The sequence below is a fragment of the Glaciimonas sp. CA11.2 genome (assembly GCF_034314045.1).
GTDB lineage: Bacteria > Pseudomonadota > Gammaproteobacteria > Burkholderiales > Burkholderiaceae_D > Glaciimonas.
Genome location: NZ_JAVIWL010000001.1, coordinates 1,892,268 through 1,907,468, shown reverse-complemented (window position 1 = coordinate 1,907,468; position 15,201 = coordinate 1,892,268). Strand labels below are relative to the sequence as shown.

At 50.4% G+C, this 15,201-nt stretch carries 15 protein-coding genes; 7 read left to right on the top strand and 8 right to left on the bottom strand.

Annotated elements, in window-relative coordinates:
- Positions 1-241 precede the first annotated feature (241 nt).
- From RGU75_RS08165 to RGU75_RS08140, 6 genes are all read left to right on the top strand, one after another.
- Positions 242-799, top strand: a complete 558-nt coding sequence (locus RGU75_RS08165; protein WP_322234766.1) for a GspH/FimT family pseudopilin — start codon at positions 242-244, stop codon at positions 797-799.
- 82 nt (positions 800-881) lie between these two features.
- Positions 882-1,424: a type IV pilus modification protein PilV gene (gene pilV, locus RGU75_RS08160; protein ID WP_322234764.1), complete on the top strand. Its 543-nt coding sequence runs from the start codon at positions 882-884 to the stop codon at positions 1,422-1,424.
- On the top strand, positions 1,421-2,506 hold the full coding sequence (locus tag RGU75_RS08155; protein WP_322234762.1) for a PilW family protein: 1,086 nt from the start codon (positions 1,421-1,423) through the stop codon (positions 2,504-2,506). Before pilV ends, RGU75_RS08155 begins: the two co-directional genes overlap by 4 nt.
- Positions 2,503-3,051: a pilus assembly PilX family protein gene (locus tag RGU75_RS08150; protein ID WP_322234760.1), complete on the top strand. Its 549-nt coding sequence runs from the start codon at positions 2,503-2,505 to the stop codon at positions 3,049-3,051. Before RGU75_RS08155 ends, RGU75_RS08150 begins: the two co-directional genes overlap by 4 nt.
- A gap of 90 nt (positions 3,052-3,141) precedes the next feature.
- Entirely contained in the window at positions 3,142-6,645 is a 3,504-nt protein-coding gene (locus tag RGU75_RS08145; protein WP_322234758.1) for a pilus assembly protein, read from the top strand.
- A gap of 12 nt (positions 6,646-6,657) precedes the next feature.
- On the top strand, positions 6,658-7,104 hold the full coding sequence (locus tag RGU75_RS08140; protein ID WP_322234757.1) for a type IV pilin protein: 447 nt from the start codon (positions 6,658-6,660) through the stop codon (positions 7,102-7,104).
- 197 nt (positions 7,105-7,301) lie between these two features.
- On the opposite strand, the gene RGU75_RS08135 is transcribed toward RGU75_RS08140, so the two are convergent.
- From RGU75_RS08135 to RGU75_RS08125, 3 genes are all read right to left on the bottom strand, one after another.
- Positions 7,302-7,589 carry a zf-TFIIB domain-containing protein gene (locus tag RGU75_RS08135; protein WP_322234755.1) on the bottom strand — a complete coding sequence of 96 codons (288 nt, stop codon included), beginning with the start codon at positions 7,587-7,589 and terminating at the stop codon, positions 7,302-7,304.
- A 174-nt stretch (positions 7,590-7,763) separates the two neighbouring features.
- Positions 7,764-8,450, bottom strand: coding sequence for a Bax inhibitor-1/YccA family protein (locus RGU75_RS08130; RefSeq protein WP_322234753.1), 687 nt, complete (start codon positions 8,448-8,450; stop codon positions 7,764-7,766).
- Positions 8,451-8,479: 29 nt separating this feature from the next.
- Positions 8,480-8,878, bottom strand: coding sequence for an HPF/RaiA family ribosome-associated protein (locus tag RGU75_RS08125; RefSeq protein ID WP_322234751.1), 399 nt, complete (start codon positions 8,876-8,878; stop codon positions 8,480-8,482).
- A 97-nt stretch (positions 8,879-8,975) separates the two neighbouring features.
- Here RGU75_RS08125 and nhaR point away from each other — a divergent pair, with 97 nt between their 5' ends.
- On the top strand, positions 8,976-9,896 hold the full coding sequence (gene nhaR / locus RGU75_RS08120) for a transcriptional activator NhaR (protein ID WP_322234750.1): 921 nt from the start codon (positions 8,976-8,978) through the stop codon (positions 9,894-9,896).
- A gap of 48 nt (positions 9,897-9,944) precedes the next feature.
- Here the strand turns inward: nhaR and RGU75_RS08115 are convergent, their stop codons facing one another.
- The 5 genes from RGU75_RS08115 to RGU75_RS08095 all read right to left on the bottom strand — a co-directional run bounded on the left by RGU75_RS08115 (position 9,945) and on the right by RGU75_RS08095 (position 14,918).
- The gene (locus RGU75_RS08115; RefSeq protein ID WP_322234749.1) at positions 9,945-10,757 is read right to left on the bottom strand and encodes a betaine/proline/choline family ABC transporter ATP-binding protein; all 813 of its coding nucleotides are present in this window, start codon (positions 10,755-10,757) and stop codon (positions 9,945-9,947) included.
- Positions 10,754-11,635, bottom strand: coding sequence for a proline/glycine betaine ABC transporter permease (locus RGU75_RS08110; protein WP_322234748.1), 882 nt, complete (start codon positions 11,633-11,635; stop codon positions 10,754-10,756). The genes RGU75_RS08115 and RGU75_RS08110 overlap by 4 nt, the downstream gene beginning before the upstream one ends.
- 1 nt (position 11,636) lies before the next feature.
- On the bottom strand, positions 11,637-12,728 hold the full coding sequence (locus RGU75_RS08105; RefSeq protein ID WP_322234746.1) for an ABC transporter substrate-binding protein: 1,092 nt from the start codon (positions 12,726-12,728) through the stop codon (positions 11,637-11,639).
- A 24-nt stretch (positions 12,729-12,752) separates the two neighbouring features.
- The gene (locus RGU75_RS08100) at positions 12,753-13,580 is read right to left on the bottom strand and encodes a phosphate/phosphite/phosphonate ABC transporter substrate-binding protein (protein WP_322234744.1); all 828 of its coding nucleotides are present in this window, start codon (positions 13,578-13,580) and stop codon (positions 12,753-12,755) included.
- A gap of 378 nt (positions 13,581-13,958) precedes the next feature.
- Positions 13,959-14,918: a fatty acid desaturase gene (locus RGU75_RS08095; protein WP_322234743.1), complete on the bottom strand. Its 960-nt coding sequence runs from the start codon at positions 14,916-14,918 to the stop codon at positions 13,959-13,961.
- Positions 14,919-15,201 lie beyond the last annotated feature (283 nt).

Sequence of the window (15,201 nt, the reverse complement as noted above, 5' to 3'; positions counted from 1 at the left end):
ACCGCTGATCCGGAAAAAATTGCCGTCCGTCTAAAAAGTTTTGTTTAAACAAGGTTTGCACGTATTCTTTTCCTGAAGTTGCGACATCAGACTTGCATCAAGATAACTTATTCACGCTTCCCTCTATATTGTGCGTTTGCCTGTTTAGCGACGATGCACGTTTTATCTGCATCTTTTTTATATCGTCCGTAATGTCCTATCAACATGGCGGCTATTTAACGTCTCAGTTAAACGACCTTTGATGAAAAATTCAGTGATCAAGCGTTCAAGCTTTGCTGCGTTCACGTTGATTGAACTATTGATCACGATTGCCATTGCCGCAATTTTAGTTTCGCTTGCTCTGCCATCATTCAATACGTTGCTACTCAATAATCGCCAGACTGGGCAAGCAAATGCATTTATGAGCGCGCTGAATTACGCCCGCGCTAGCGCGCTGACGCAAAATGGCACTACGCAGGTTTGCCCCGTCGGCGCAACCGGTTCTGTCACTTGCGGCGCTAACTGGAATACCGGTTGGATTGTTAAAACAGTTCCCACTGCGGGCATCGGTACGCTTTTGCAAAGCTATCGTGCAGGACCAAATGATCCGTTGCTATCGGCGGTGGCTTTTGGTGGCGTAACGGCCACTGCGATCACCTTCGACCCTCGCGGCCTTGCTACCACGCAATCCAATTTCAAAATTTGCGATACCCGCGGTGCGGCCTATGCACGATCGCTTCAGGTTATTGTCACGGGGTCAATTCAGCAAGGGCCTACGCCGGGTACCGCTGTATGGGGTGGCGCGTTGGTTTGTCCTTAGCGAATGATTGTATTCAAAAAAAATGATCGTAAAAAATGAGCACAAACGGTGAGCATAAAGTAAGCGCAAAAGGTGGAATGCCATGAGTCAAAAAAGAACCATCGACCGCCGCACCGGATTTGCCTTGCTGGAAGTCCTGATTGCACTTGTTGTACTTGCTTTTGGCATGATCGGTATTGCCGGAATGTTGTTGGTAGCGCACAAAGCGAATAGCGCGAGTTATCTCAAACAACAGGCCGTCCAATCAGCCTATGACATCATCGACCGCGTCCGCGCTAACAGTCCTGCTGCCGTTAGCGGTAGTTATAACGTCAATAATTTACTGACCGGCGCAGTCCTTCCCGCCGCTCCGGCGACGATCCCTCCCGATTGCAGCGTTGTGGCCTGTAGCGTGGCTCAGTTAGCCGCCTACGACGTATGGTACTGGCTTGCTAAGGATATCGCGCAATTACCAAACGGACGTGGCTCTGTCGTTACCGCTGCCGTAGCAACCAGTAACAACACGCTGGTTACCGTGACGGTGCAATGGGATGACTCCCCAGCGCAAAGCAAACTAGGGGCGTCCACGCAGACTCAAGGGACCAGCGCCAATCTGGCGCAATTTACCGTGCAGACACTCTTATGAGGCCCGCTTTGAAGCCGATAAATAAAAACGTCCGCGGGTTTTCATTAATTGAGCTCATGATCGCCATCACGCTTGGGCTATTTTTAGTAGGCGCGATCATCAGCGTTTATCTCGCGGAAACGCAGATTTACAAATCCACGAATTCGCAAGCGAGCATCCAAAATGCAGAGAATGCTATTGCGGGACTAGTCACGCCGGTCATACGCGCTGCAGGCTTTAATGGTTGTTCATCATTGACGCAATCTTTGTCCAACCTTAACGCCGGTGGCCCGCCGCCTTTGGGTACGCTGGGAACATCGATCAATGCGCTGTTTGGCTATGCTGGCAGCGGCGCTACCTTGACTATCGTGCAAGATAATAGTGCGAATGATGTGATCGCCACCGATTGGAGTCCGACGCTAGACGCGACGCTGACGGGCAAAGTCCAGGCGGGCAGTGACGTGCTGATTTTGCTGGGTGCAATGCCGAATACCCCGCCGGTAGGGGTGACCGTTATTCCGTTAGGTGCGGCAACGATGACCTTGCAGAATACAACAGGTCTGGCAGTTGGTCAGCTCGGAATCGTCTCTGATTGCCTGAAATCAAGTATTTTTCAAATCACCGCTATTGCCGGAAATACCATTACCCATGCGGCTACTGGAGGTGCGATTGGTACAAATAGTACTAGCGTATTCGCGGTCAACTATCAAACCGGTGCGCTATTTGTGCCCCTGCAACAAACTGCCTTTTATGTAGCGCAAGGTGTCGGCGGCGATCAAAGTGCGCTAATGCGATCGACTTATAACAATGGCGTCTGGACCGATCTGCCATTGGTGCCGGGGGTTGAAGCGATGCAGGTTTTATATGGGATCGGCACAAATAACATCCTGACCCAGTATGTTTCTGCCAATGCAGTAACAGACTGGACACAAGTCTATTCGGTGCGCCTGGGGTTTCTGATACAGGGCCAAGTTGGTTCGGGGACCACATCAAATGCGAGCTCCCGCCAATTTACCGTCTTGAATACCACTGTTACGGTGCCCGCCGATGGCCGTTTACGGCACGTCTATGAAATGACGATCAACCTGAGGAATGCGGCATGAAAACTCCCTCACGCTCTTTTAGTGTTCCACCTTTTAGCGCACGTGCTTTTCGCGGACAAAAAGCACGCGCGCAACGCGGGGCAGTATTGCTGATCACGGTTATGCTAGTGTTAATGTTGACCATTCTCGCCCTCGGATTGGTGGCGTTAAATAGTACCCAAACCCGCATCGCCACCAACAGTGCCGATGTGCAAATCGCCTTTCAAACCGCTGAAGCGGCACTGAATCAAGCCCAAAGTAATCTCCTCGCGGGTGCTTATCCGGTAGGAAATTTTCAATCTAATGGCAACGGCTTGTATTTGTTTAACCCAGCCAATCCGCCATTGTGGACCACCATTCTTTGGAGTGGTGCGGCGGTGATTTCAAGCTTTCAGGGAAACTCCAACACCGCCGCTGCCTACTTTATTGAGCTTCTGCCCTCAGTCGTATTGCCGGGTCAAAACATGAAAAAAGTCACGCGCGTCTTTCGCGTCACGGCGCGGGCAGTTGGGGCCAGTGGCGGCGCACCGGTATTGCTGCAGGCAACGGTACAAATTCAACAGTAGCGCTATATGCGCGCAAGATTAATTAAGTAACAAGTCAGCCGCCACTTCGCATCACTTACAGTAGCGCGGAAGAAATGAGAGGATCGACGTATGCAGCAACAACAAAAATCGAGGATGCGCTTGAAATACCTGCCTGCCATTGCTGCCGTAATGGCGGCGGCAGTCTTGCTAGCTTCGTCAACAACGATTCCTCCTGCAAACGCCCAGCCTAGCGTGACGCTCGCGATTTCTCAGGTACCGTTGACCGTATCCACACCAGCGCATCCGCAGGTCTTAATTGCGCTGGGTAACTCAGAATCGATGGATGGGACGCTAAGCGGCGCGATCATGATCGGGTCTGGTAGTGTGCCGAGCGGATTAGCCAGCCTAAAAAATTCCAGCTCCCCGGTAACCTATTTTGTACCTGCCGGTTTCACGCCACCAATACAGGCAGCCGACCTGGCAGGCAATGCGCCTTACACGGTCAGTCAGAACGGCAATCTGGCCGATAACGGGGCCAGTCGGCTGAACGTAGCCAAAGGCGGCATCCAGGCGATTATCCAGGCCTACATGCAAAATACCGACTTTGCGCTCCTTAACTACAGTACAAACAACACAAGGATTTATACAACGTGGGTGTATTACATGTCTCCCGCAACGAGCGGTTTCACCTTTACCAATACTCAGGTAAGCGGCAACCGTTATGTTACCAATCCATGTTTTGGTTACCCATCCGCAAGCGCGACGGTACAAAATAATTGCGCTTCGATTATAGGTTCCAGTTTGTACTCTGCCTCGGCGGTAGCAAACTCGCAGTATATGCAAATTGGCGCATCCAGCGACGACGCAACCATCAATGATGTTCTCTATGCCGGATCGCAGGCCAGCGTCTACATTAACTATGGAAATATTAGCCCCAGCACGCCATTTCCGCCAAATTACTCATTAGGTAATTACAACAGCGGGTCGATTAATGTTTCCTACCAATTTAGCGCCCCTTCTGCCAATCAGTCAACCGGCCCCACTAACGCCGGATACGTACCGTTTTCACGACAGGTCATGTATGTGCAGCGTGGATTTGGCTACGGTGGAGGCCAATCCGCCACCTCGGGAAATGTTGTTGTTCCAATGACTTCCGCGGGAGCAGCCCCGACCACCACCACAGTGACCGCTGCGGTAAGTGCTTTTTTACCTTATTTAGCGCCCGAAACCAACAACACTAACACCGCTGAGATCAAGGCAGTGGCTGGTCAGGCACCAACCGCCGGATTATTGGCAAAGGCGCAAAGTTATCTGGCGAGCGTAGCAGGATCAACCATTGCTTGTATCCCCAAACAATATGTCGTGCTCATTTCTGACGGGTTACCAACTCAGGATCTGGCCGGCAGATATTGGCCTCCATTAGGTAGTGCAGCAGCCGTCGGTTATGGCGTGACCGCCAATTTCAATTCGGATGGCTCCCTCAATACCGCCAATCCGGGCAATGACCAGGCGCTGATTGATACGATTACCAATCTTACCAACATGAATGCGGCTGGTATCAGCACTTACGTCATTGGTTTAGGGGCCGGAGTAGATCCCGCGGTAAATCCGCAAGCCGCGGCCACATTGCAAGCAATGGCAATCGCTGGTGGAACGGCTAACTATTATCCCGCCAGCAGCCCAGGTGATCTTGTCAACGATCTCAATACTATTTTAGTTTCGGTTCAAAAAGGAACCCAGTCAACGACCGCCGCCGCCGTCAATTCACCGTCTCTCCAGAATGGGACCGTGGTCGAGTATCAAGCCAGTTTTAATCCAAACGACACGCCCTATCAGGATTGGACCGGCAGTATCATCCCAACGGCGCTCGACAAAAATGGCATCCCAACCACCATTTCGCCATGGGGCGGGGCGACTACACAATCTTTATTGGATACGCAAGTTATTGGAACTGGATGGTCGACCGGGCGCGTCGTCGCCACCACCAACCCAGCTCTTAACTCAGGCGGCAATGGCGTGCCCTATCAATGGGTAAACCTAAGTCCGGCCCAACAGCTTTTGATGCAACCTAACGATAATCTTGGACAGAGTCGTCTCCAGTACATCCGCGGCAATACGGCTCTGGAAAAGCGCAACGGCGGCACTTTCCGCAATCGGTCACATATTCTTGGAGATATCGTCGATAGTCAGCCACTATATGTCGGCACACCCAACGCCGCGTATTTGACGACTAGTTATCTCGCGTTTCAGAAGGCTCAGGCCGCACGGCAACCTATGCTTTACGCCGGCGCAAATGACGGTATGCTGCACGCCTTCGATGCAACCACTGGTGCGGAAAAATTTGCTTTTATACCGAACGCTGTCCTTCCCAATCTGCAAGCATTAACGATCCCTATTTACAATCAAAACCATCTCTTCTTTGTAGACGGATCGCCACAATCTGGCGATGTCCAATTTCCCGATACAACCTGGCATACCATTTTGGTCGGTGGCGAAGGCGGCGGTGGAAAAAGCATCTATGCTCTCGATATAACCAATCCGCAAAGTTTGACGACCGAAGCAGCACTAGCAGCCAAGGTATTGTGGGAATTTACCGATGCCGACATGGGCCTCAGCTACAGTGAGCCTCAAATTGCGCCGATTACGGCTACACCGAATTTTGCGGTTTTCTTCGGTAACGGCTATAACAGCCCCAACAACAAGGCCGTTCTCTACGCGATCAACCCAAGTACCGGACAGACTATTGCCAAAATAGATTTATGCGCTGCCGTGTCGGGGGCGTGCAATAGCATGCTTGCGCAAGGCTTGTCGACCGTCTCGGTAGGAAATGCAGATGGTCTGCAATCTCAGCCTGTCACGCAAGTCTATGCCGGCGATTTACAAGGCAATCTTTGGGCAATTGATGTATCCAATGCTACCCCATCGAAATGGCAAGTACGGTTGTTGTTTCAGGCACGCGATGCGAGCGGCAATATTCAACCGATCACTGTCGCACCCGTCGTCACACTCCATCCGAATTATCCGCGCCTGCAAGGTCAATTCATCTTGTTTGGCACTGGCCAATTGCTGACCGTCGCAGATTTGAGCGATCAGTTAAAACAGACCATTTATGCCATTTGGGACAAACCGGGAAATACCACCGTCCCCCCCCGCAGTAATCTGCAAGTGCAAACACTGACAGTGGGCGCGGGAGGTTTGTTGTTTGATACCAGCACGCCGATTGACTGGACTAAAAAGTTAGGCTGGTATGACGACTTGCTGGTGGCCGGGCAACGCGTGGTCACGGCTCCGGGGTTGCTTGATGGGGCATTTATAACGACCTTGAATACGCCACCGGCGGCGAATACCTGCAATGCGGGGTTTACCGCCACGTTCCTGGAATTAAATTTTAAGACCGGCGGTGCCTTTTCACAACCACAACTAGATACAAACGGCGATGGCGTTATTAATGCGCTTGATTCAAATGCCGTCGGTCTTCCGCTTGGTACGGGCTATTCCAGCACCCCAATCCCAATCGGTCCGAATTCAAAAAATCAAATCATCAAATTGATTACCCAATCCGGAGGACAGCAGAAGTCTATTCGTGATCCGAACAACACACCACGACGCTTGACGTGGTGGCAACTTCAATAAAAGGCGCGCACTATGCGTATGCACACAACTCCATTTCATTTGTCGAGGCAACTGCAACGGGCTTTTACCCTTGTCGAACTCATGGTCGTGGTCGCGATTATCGGGATTCTTGCCGCTTTTGCGTACCCAAGTTATACGTCTTACGTGCTGAAATCACATCGCGCCGATGCGTTAAACGCGCTATCCCAGAATCAGGTCATACTGGAACGGTGTTACGCCCAGAATTTTACATACAATCAGGCGTGCGCTTCGCTCCCGGCCTTTCCTCTGGCGTCGCCACAGGCCTACTACACGATTACGCTTCCGATCCAGACCGCAACGGCCTTTACGCTCACGGCCACCGCGATTGGGACTCAGGTTCAAGATACCAGCTGTGCAACATTATCCGTTGACCAGGCAAATCAGCAAACCGCCTTCGACAATGGTGGGACCGCACAAACTGTGTGCTGGCATCCTTAACGCAACGTTCAACGCCTGTTCAATACCAATTGGATAGAAAAATTTTGAGGACAAAATAGACTCAAAGAAAAACGATCCTGACTTGCATCTAAACACCTGTAACATTAATTTAGGCAAGAAAAAGGCGCAAAACCAGGATGTTTTTATCCTCTGTTTTGCGCCCTCTTAAACCCTTTTCTGCCGAAAACAACGGCATCTCAATCGAACAATTCTTGCCAGAAGCTCTCTTTCTTTTTGGGGCGATGGCGATTATCGTACGATGAAGAATCTTTCTCATGATGTTCCGAGCGATAGTTCGGTTGCTGCCGCGTAGATCTGATCGGCGGCTCGATAACCGGTGTTATTTCAAGCATCGATTGCTCAATGATTTTATCGAGCTCACCACGATCAAGCCAGACACCGCGGCAACTTGGGCAATAATCGATCTCGATATTTTGACGCTCACTCATAACGAGCTCTTTCTCTTTACATACAGGGCAATACATGGAAACCTCCAATGGTTGACTATAAAAACCCTCACTGAAATAACCTCAGCGAGGATCGTGAAGTGATGATGTTTAACAAAAATATGCGAAGTAGAAATCAAATACACAAGCCACATACAAAGGTGCGATGCGTCGTCATTTTGCGTAGGTAGCGCACCTGGGCAGCGTACTTATTTATTCCTTGTTAGCGAATCCCAATAGCTGCAACAAACTGGTGAAAAGATTAAAAATTGACACGAACAGACTGACCGTCGCCATCACGTAATTGGTTTCTCCACCTCTTACAATATTATTAGTTTCATAAAGAATCATTCCTGACATCAGCAACACGAAGACCGCGGATACCGTCAGCGATAACGCCGGTATCTGGAGAAAAATTCCTGCCAGTGCGGCAACAAAAGCCACCAGAATACCCACCGTCAACATCCCGCGCATAAACGACAGATCACGCTTGGTGAACAACGCGTAAGCCGACATACCCAGAAAAATCGCCGCAGTACCACCCAGCGCCATCATCACCGTCATAGTGCCGTTTGGCATCTTTAAGTAATGACTAATAATCGGACCGAGCGTATAGCCCATAAAGCCGGTCAGAGCGAACACCATCGCCACACCCAAACCACGGTCCCGATTTTTGGTCACCAAATACAGCAGACCAAAGTATCCAGCGATCGTGATCAGAATGCCCGGCCCCGGCAAACGCAGTGCAGCTGTGACGCCAGCCGTGATTGCGCTAAAGCCAAGACAAAGCGATAGTAGTAGATAGGTGTTGCGCAAAACCTGCCGCGCCGCGCCATCCAGGACCGTGGTCGTCGAATACCTGGAGGCGCTATTTCTGAGTGTGTTGTAACGGTTATTCATGCATGATCCTTTCGTGAAAATAAAATAAATTAAATGAGCGTCGGCTCTGTTACTGGCAAAGCAATGTCGGCGGTCACCATGGCCGCAACAGTCGCGACGGTTGCAGCAAATTTCTTGTGATGGATCGATTTTGCCCGGGACAACAAACGGTCAATTGCCTGTGCGGCGCGCTGCGCAGCCTGATCCACCATAGCGGCAATATCGTTACCTTTTTCGATCACCACAATCGTAGGCAACCCTGGCATGGTTAAATGAATCTGGCAGTGCTTGTCCATTCCGCCCTTCGGACCGTTTTGATCCGTAATACGGACTTTCAAAGTCTGAATACTGTAGTGCGCGCGGTCGAGCGTCATGCGAAGACGATGAATGACATACTCGCGTAATCTGGCGCTGAGTTTTACCCCTTTTGCAACGATCGTCGGTTTCATAATGACTCCAATTCGTTTTAGGAAAAATCATCATAACGTTGCCCTAATCATTTAAAAAGCGAAGATAATTGAAGTATTACTTCGGAAAAACAGAACAATGAAATCAACAGGATTAAACTTTCGACATCTCCACTATTTCTGGGTCGTTGCCAAGGAAGGCAGCGTCACCGGTGCAGCCGATCGGCTCGGCGTAGCAGTGCAGACAATCAGCATGCAACTCTCTCTGCTCGAGCAATCAATCGGTAAGGCGTTACTGGCCCCACAGGGACGCCGACTGGTGCTGACCGAGGCCGGACGGATGGCATTAGGTTATGCCGATCAGATTTTTCTCTTGGGCGAACAAATGCAAGAGGCACTTGCCGCCACGAGCGAGGACCGCATGTTGCGGCTATCCGTTGGCATCTCTGACTCATTACCGAAGCTGATCGCATCGCGCTTGCTGGAAGCCGCATTGAGACTACCAGAGCGGGTCAAACTAATCTGTTACGAAGATAAATTCGAGTCACTTCTAGGCGACTTAACGGTACATAAACTCGACGTTGTACTGACCGACCGTCCTGTACCATCCGGCACCACGTTGCGTGTATTTAGCCATTTGCTGGGTGAAAGCGACATTGCGTTATTTGGCACGCCGGAACTGGCAAAGCGCTATCGCGACCAATTTCCGACCAGCCTCAACGGCGCACCGCTTCTGCTACCTACGCGCAACAATCTGATTCGCGGCCGCATCGACCACTGGTTTGAAACCCGCAATCTGCGCCCGGACGTGGTCGGAGAATTCGATGACAATGCGTTGTTGAATACGTTTGGACGGAGCGGATTGGGATTATTTCCTGCACCATCCGCGCTTGCAGCAGACGTTCAGGAACAATTTGGCGCAGAACAAATTGGTAAGCTGGATCAGGTCCATGAGCAGTTTTACGCCGTATCGAATGAACGTAAAATCAAGCATCCGGCCATCGAAGCCATTCTTTCAGCGATCCATGGCAGAGTGTTTACGCCGACCAAACGAAAATAAGGCAATTGTTGAGCAATATTGTGCATGACATCGCACAATACTTCTCATCTATACCACCTCCCGCTTTTCCACAAAGCGTCGCACATAATCGTCTACCGGATTTTGCAAAATATCGGTTGGCGTACCTTCTTGCACCAATTTTCCATCACGTAAAATGGCGATGCGGGTTCCAATCCGCAACGCTTCGTCAAGATCATGCGTGATGAACACAATTGTCTTTTGCAACGTCGCCTGCAAGTCCAGCAATTGCGTTTGCATTTCGCTACGAATCAGCGGATCGAGTGCACTAAAAGCTTCGTCCATTAACACAATATCGGTATCCATTGCCAAGGCACGCGCTAAACCGACGCGCTGGCGCATGCCGCCGGAAAGGGCATCGGGGTAATTGCCCTCATACCCAGTCAGCCCAACCCGCTCAATCCAGTCACGTGCGATAACCAGACTTTCAGCACGGTTGTCGCCGCGTACCAGCAATCCATATGCCGTATTCTCCAACACGGTTTGATGTGGCAACAAACCAAAATTCTGGAACACCATACTAATTCGGCGGCGGCGCAAGTCACGCAGCCCTGCGGCATCCAGCGTCAAGATATTTTGACCATCGATGAAGATTTCACCAGCCGTCGGATCGATAAGGCGATTGAAGTGGCGCACCAGCGTCGATTTTCCTGAACCTGACAATCCCATGATGACAAAAATTTGTCCTGCTGCGATTTGTAAGCTGACGTGATCAAGACCGACATTACAATTGTGCTGCTGCAAAATGTCGGCTTTGGTTTTGCCATTGCGCAATTGCTTCAGCGCTTCTTGTTCGTGAGGACCGAAGATTTTAACGATTTGGCGTGCTTCGATTTTGATCATTTCAGCGTTTGCTCTTTGGTCTGCGGTTGTTTAAGCGCAATACGCTGGCGGCGCGTCAGGCCATAACCTTGGCTGATGCGATCAATCACAATAGCCAGAATCACAATTGCTATACCCGCTTGCAAACCGGTGCCGGTATCGAGCGTCTGAATGCCCTGTAAAACGTCTTCGCCAAGCCCGCGCGCGCCGATCATGGACGCAATCACCACCATCCCAAGCGCCATCATGGTGGACTGATTAATTCCGGCCATGATGCTGGGTCGGGCCAACGGCAATTGCACACCGATCAGCAATTGCCATTTGCTGGTCCCGAAAGACCAGGCCGCTTCAGTCAGATCGGTGTCGACCTGACGGATACCAAGATCGGTCAATCGAATCAAGGGCGGCAACGCATACACCACCGTTGCAAAAATCGCAGGGACTTTGCCCAAGCCGAAAAGCATCAATACCGGAATCAGATAAACAAAGGTCGGCAAAGTTTGCATCACATCCAGCGCTGGCAATAATACCTTACGCAACCACGTGCTGCGCGACATCAATATCCCAAGCGGAATGCCCATCAATAACGTTATCAACGTTGATACCAACATCAGCGCCAGTGTTTGCATCAATTTATCCCACAAACCAAACGCGCCAATCAGGTACAACAAAGCCACCAGCAACAGACTGATCACAATACGTTGGGTTGCGTGCCACGCCATCAATCCCATTGCCAGAAGGATCAACCACGGCGGCGCTGCGCGTAAGGCGGTTTCCAGCGGAACCAGCACCCACGTCAATACCGCATCGCTGATTGCATGAAAATGATCGCCGTAATGGGTGACCAACCAATCAACGCCGCTATTAATGGCTGACTTTAAGGAGAGCGAAAAAAACATATTACTTCACACTCGCACTGATCTTGGCACCGACATCCACGGGTACCCATTTTTTCCATATTTCAGGATGCTGCTGTAGAAAAATCTGAGCGACTTGTGGCGGTGCCAGTTTCTTTTCAGCCATGTCGGCAAGCGACTTATTCAGCAAGTCGAGTGGGATATTGAACTTCGATAAAAACGCACTCAATACTGGGTCCTGCTTATTAAAAACAGTAGAAACGCCAGCCTGAATCACTGCCTCGGGCGCGGCTGAACCGCAAGGATTTGGCGTATCTTTGTTCGCAAGAGTCTTGAAGCATGCCTCATTAAATGCAGGCTCTTGTAATTTTACAAATTTAAATTTCCCCATCAGCGCAGTAGGAGCCCAATAATAAAACAGCAATGGTTTGCCGCGTTGATAATCCGACGTAATCGCCGCATCCAATGCGGGTCCGGTGCCGGGACGAAAATTTACGTAGCTGTCGGTCAGTTTATAAGCCTTGAGCTTTTGTGTGTTGACACCTTCGCACGTCCAACCGGTTGGGCAATTCAGAAAACGTCCTTTTGATGGCTCTTCCATATCCTTGAATAACGTTTTGTAGGTCGGCAGATCAGCGACTGATTTCAGCGTCGGTGCCATCGGTTTAATACCGCGACTTGCGTCGCCCTTTATCACGTACTCGGGCACGTACCAACCTTCACTGGCGCCCACGATGACTTTGCCGAGTGGCATCACGCTGCCAGCTTTCGCCGCCGTATTCCACGCATCGCTGCGTCCTACCCACTCTTCGGCCAGCACCTGAATGTCATTCTTCGACAGCGCTACTTCCATCGCTACCGTATTGCCGGGAACGCTTTCAGTCTTGCAGCCATATCCTTTTTCCATGACGGAGCGCATCACCTCGGTCAAAACGGAGCCGCTCTCCCAATTGAGTCCGGCAAATTTGACGATCTTGCCACTCGCACACCAAGGTGAAACGGTGGCGCCTGAAGCCGTAGAAGCCAGTGCGATGGGCGATGCTGCGGTCGCTCCATGAGCGGCTATTACGCATCCGCCGATCAATGTCAACCGCGCTAAAAAGCCGCGCATTCGCCGCATAGAGTGAATAGTCATTTTTGTCATTATCCTTATCAATTCCTATGCTAACCGCAGATAGCCTAGCGCAATCGCAAATTCTTCCATCGCCATGATAGCTTGATAGTCTTTTTCTACAGTAAGCGCCAAGCCAGTGATGCGCAGTGGCTCAGCGATCTGCCGATTTACACACACCTTCTCTAAGGCCTCTACTAATATGACAGACTGTGTTTGATTAAGCTGTAAAGACGCAATAAATGGTAGACCCGGAGCCGCCAGACTTTCTTGCAAAATGCGCAATCCAAAGACTTTATCTGGACAAGCGCGGGCGACATAAGCAAACGTCACACAATCAATTGCCGCCACATCTGCCGACCCATTTTGCACCATCACCAGACTGTCGAGGTGTGAGCCCGATACATGTACCTTATCAAAAAAATAGCCTTTGTGGGCAAAAGGTGCCACGGTATGGCGCAAGGCGTTCATCCCGCTATGGGAATTCAACTGATTGACAACGCCAGTACTTCCACGGAAATCAGCTAACGCGGGCATCGGCCGAAGCATTCCCGCATCCGAATCATCAGCCCGGACAACGAGTAAACTACGATAAGAAACGCCACTGCAACCGGGAACATCATAAGTCGGCGTACCTAGAAGTTGTACCTGACCGTGCAAAGAGGTTGTCAACGGATAGCCACAGGTTTGGCTCAGCAAGAGATCAGAACGCAGCCAGAAATGCTCCAGATCGTCGATATCGCGCACCACCTCAATCGCGTCTGTCCATCCGCGCGCGCGCAGCACCGCAATAACGGCCTCCAGAAAACGCTCGTAATCTGCGGTCAATGTTGGGCCGACGTTATACATCGGCAGCGCTACTTTCCAAGTCTGCATTTTTAAAATATTTTAGCGAGTTGCCCTATTTTAGAGCGTATGCGATTGGAAAGTCTTTGAATACTACAAGCTGAAAATCAATACTTGACCTCGTATAGGCATCTTTGCCGGTTAGTTAGCCAATTAGCCACCGCTGTAACGTGATTGATTTTGGAGTCAAAAAGATCTATTGAGGCCTGCGTTCGTCACTGTTCCGCCTCAATTCCTGGCAAGAAAATTCCGTTGCGAATTTAATCGGAGATACCTACTCGGCTAGCGCATTGAAAAAGTGAGTTGAAATACCCGCTTAAAGCGGACCAAGGCACGCCCAAATCCAGAAATACGCCGAGCACATTGCTGAAACGACCATTATCATTAGAAACGAATTTGGCCGTTCTACTATAACGCGCAGGGATTCGGGGGCAGCGGATGCAATGGATCGTCGATTGGGTTGAACCCATAATCCCGCATCAATTCACGGTATCCGTGGAGATGAAAACCACCACAGCGCGACAGATAATCAGCACGATCCTCCTGATACACGCGTGCGATCAAATACCAAGGCAGTCGCGGCAAATCGTGATGCACCAAATGGTAGTTATTATTGAGAAATAAGATGCGCATCAACAACCCCGCCTCATTGATCACGATCCGATGCTTACAATCAGCCGCTGCCCTATGTTCAAAATAGGATCGCACCATCGCCACCGACATGGCGGGATAGGCAATAAATAACAGGTAATACCACCAGGGAATATCGAAAAAATGCTGTATCCCGACCAACATACCAACAAGCAATCCTCCGTGCGTCAGCCACATCCGACCATGGCGCATATCACCATGCAAAATTTCCTCTATTGCGGTCCCCCACGTCGAGATGATTGCCATCAATGGCCCAACCAGCATCCGCCCCCAAAAAGTCTTGCGCCAGCGATATAAGGTGCGCATGAGGTGACCGCTTGCTTGCCATACTGCGGCATCAACATAATGGGTTTCCGGGTCAAGTCCCGGCACGGTCAGATTCGCGTCATTGTGATGTTGCAAGTGACTTTGGCGATAGAGCGAATACGGATACCAGACTGCCAGCGGTGCATATGCCAATATTTTATTTAGCCAGAGATAGCGCGTCGGATGCCCATGCATAATTTCGTGCTGCAAGGACATAAACCAGACACAAAAGCCAATCAATAACAGGGTCGTGGGCAGTAAAGTAAGGCGGGAGCGAAACCACAAAGTTGCACCCCAACCGCCATAAATGAGCAATACCAACAACCAGGTTGGCCACTCGGACCGTGCTATGCGATTGCTCAACAACTCGGCGATTTTTTGCTGTTGCCCATCACTCAAATATTCCGCCATGCTATGTCATCGCCTTGTTTGGTCTCGCTGGCCTTATAGTTGAAAAGGACTGAACAGCAGAACAGACTCTCACGGTAGCATGTCGCGCAAGGTTAAAAAACGAATCAAAATTTGTATCGTTATACGTTTTTTGAATTTGACGAAGGCCCTTCAATCAAACAGCCGATCATTTGGCTCACCATTTTTTAAGATGAAAATGGGCCAAACAATCACATTTATCCCATAGGGATAACATCACTCAAACACCACACTTGTTCCCTGCGAAACCTGTCAACCGGGATGA

Excerpts from the sequence above, each read along its gene's own strand:
- RGU75_RS08135 (WP_322234755.1), bottom strand. The coding sequence starts at position 7,589 with ATGTATTGCCCTGTATGTAAAGAGAAAGAGCTCGTTATGAGTGAGCGT.
- pilV (WP_322234764.1), top strand. The coding sequence starts at position 882 with ATGAGTCAAAAAAGAACCATCGACCGCCGCACCGGATTTGCCTTGCTG.
- RGU75_RS08165 (WP_322234766.1), top strand. The coding sequence starts at position 242 with ATGAAAAATTCAGTGATCAAGCGTTCAAGCTTTGCTGCGTTCACGTTG.
- nhaR (WP_322234750.1), top strand. The coding sequence starts at position 8,976 with ATGAAATCAACAGGATTAAACTTTCGACATCTCCACTATTTCTGGGTC.
- RGU75_RS08100 (WP_322234744.1), bottom strand. The coding sequence starts at position 13,580 with ATGCAGACTTGGAAAGTAGCGCTGCCGATGTATAACGTCGGCCCAACA.
- RGU75_RS08140 (WP_322234757.1), top strand. The coding sequence starts at position 6,658 with ATGCGTATGCACACAACTCCATTTCATTTGTCGAGGCAACTGCAACGG.
- RGU75_RS08115 (WP_322234749.1), bottom strand. The coding sequence starts at position 10,757 with ATGATCAAAATCGAAGCACGCCAAATCGTTAAAATCTTCGGTCCTCAC.
- RGU75_RS08095 (WP_322234743.1), bottom strand. The coding sequence starts at position 14,918 with ATGGCGGAATATTTGAGTGATGGGCAACAGCAAAAAATCGCCGAGTTG.
- RGU75_RS08105 (WP_322234746.1), bottom strand. The coding sequence starts at position 12,728 with ATGACTATTCACTCTATGCGGCGAATGCGCGGCTTTTTAGCGCGGTTG.
- RGU75_RS08130 (WP_322234753.1), bottom strand. The coding sequence starts at position 8,450 with ATGAATAACCGTTACAACACACTCAGAAATAGCGCCTCCAGGTATTCG.
- RGU75_RS08155 (WP_322234762.1), top strand. The coding sequence starts at position 1,421 with ATGAGGCCCGCTTTGAAGCCGATAAATAAAAACGTCCGCGGGTTTTCA.
- RGU75_RS08145 (WP_322234758.1), top strand. The coding sequence starts at position 3,142 with ATGCAGCAACAACAAAAATCGAGGATGCGCTTGAAATACCTGCCTGCC.
- RGU75_RS08150 (WP_322234760.1), top strand. The coding sequence starts at position 2,503 with ATGAAAACTCCCTCACGCTCTTTTAGTGTTCCACCTTTTAGCGCACGT.
- RGU75_RS08125 (WP_322234751.1), bottom strand. The coding sequence starts at position 8,878 with ATGAAACCGACGATCGTTGCAAAAGGGGTAAAACTCAGCGCCAGATTA.
- RGU75_RS08110 (WP_322234748.1), bottom strand. The coding sequence starts at position 11,635 with ATGTTTTTTTCGCTCTCCTTAAAGTCAGCCATTAATAGCGGCGTTGAT.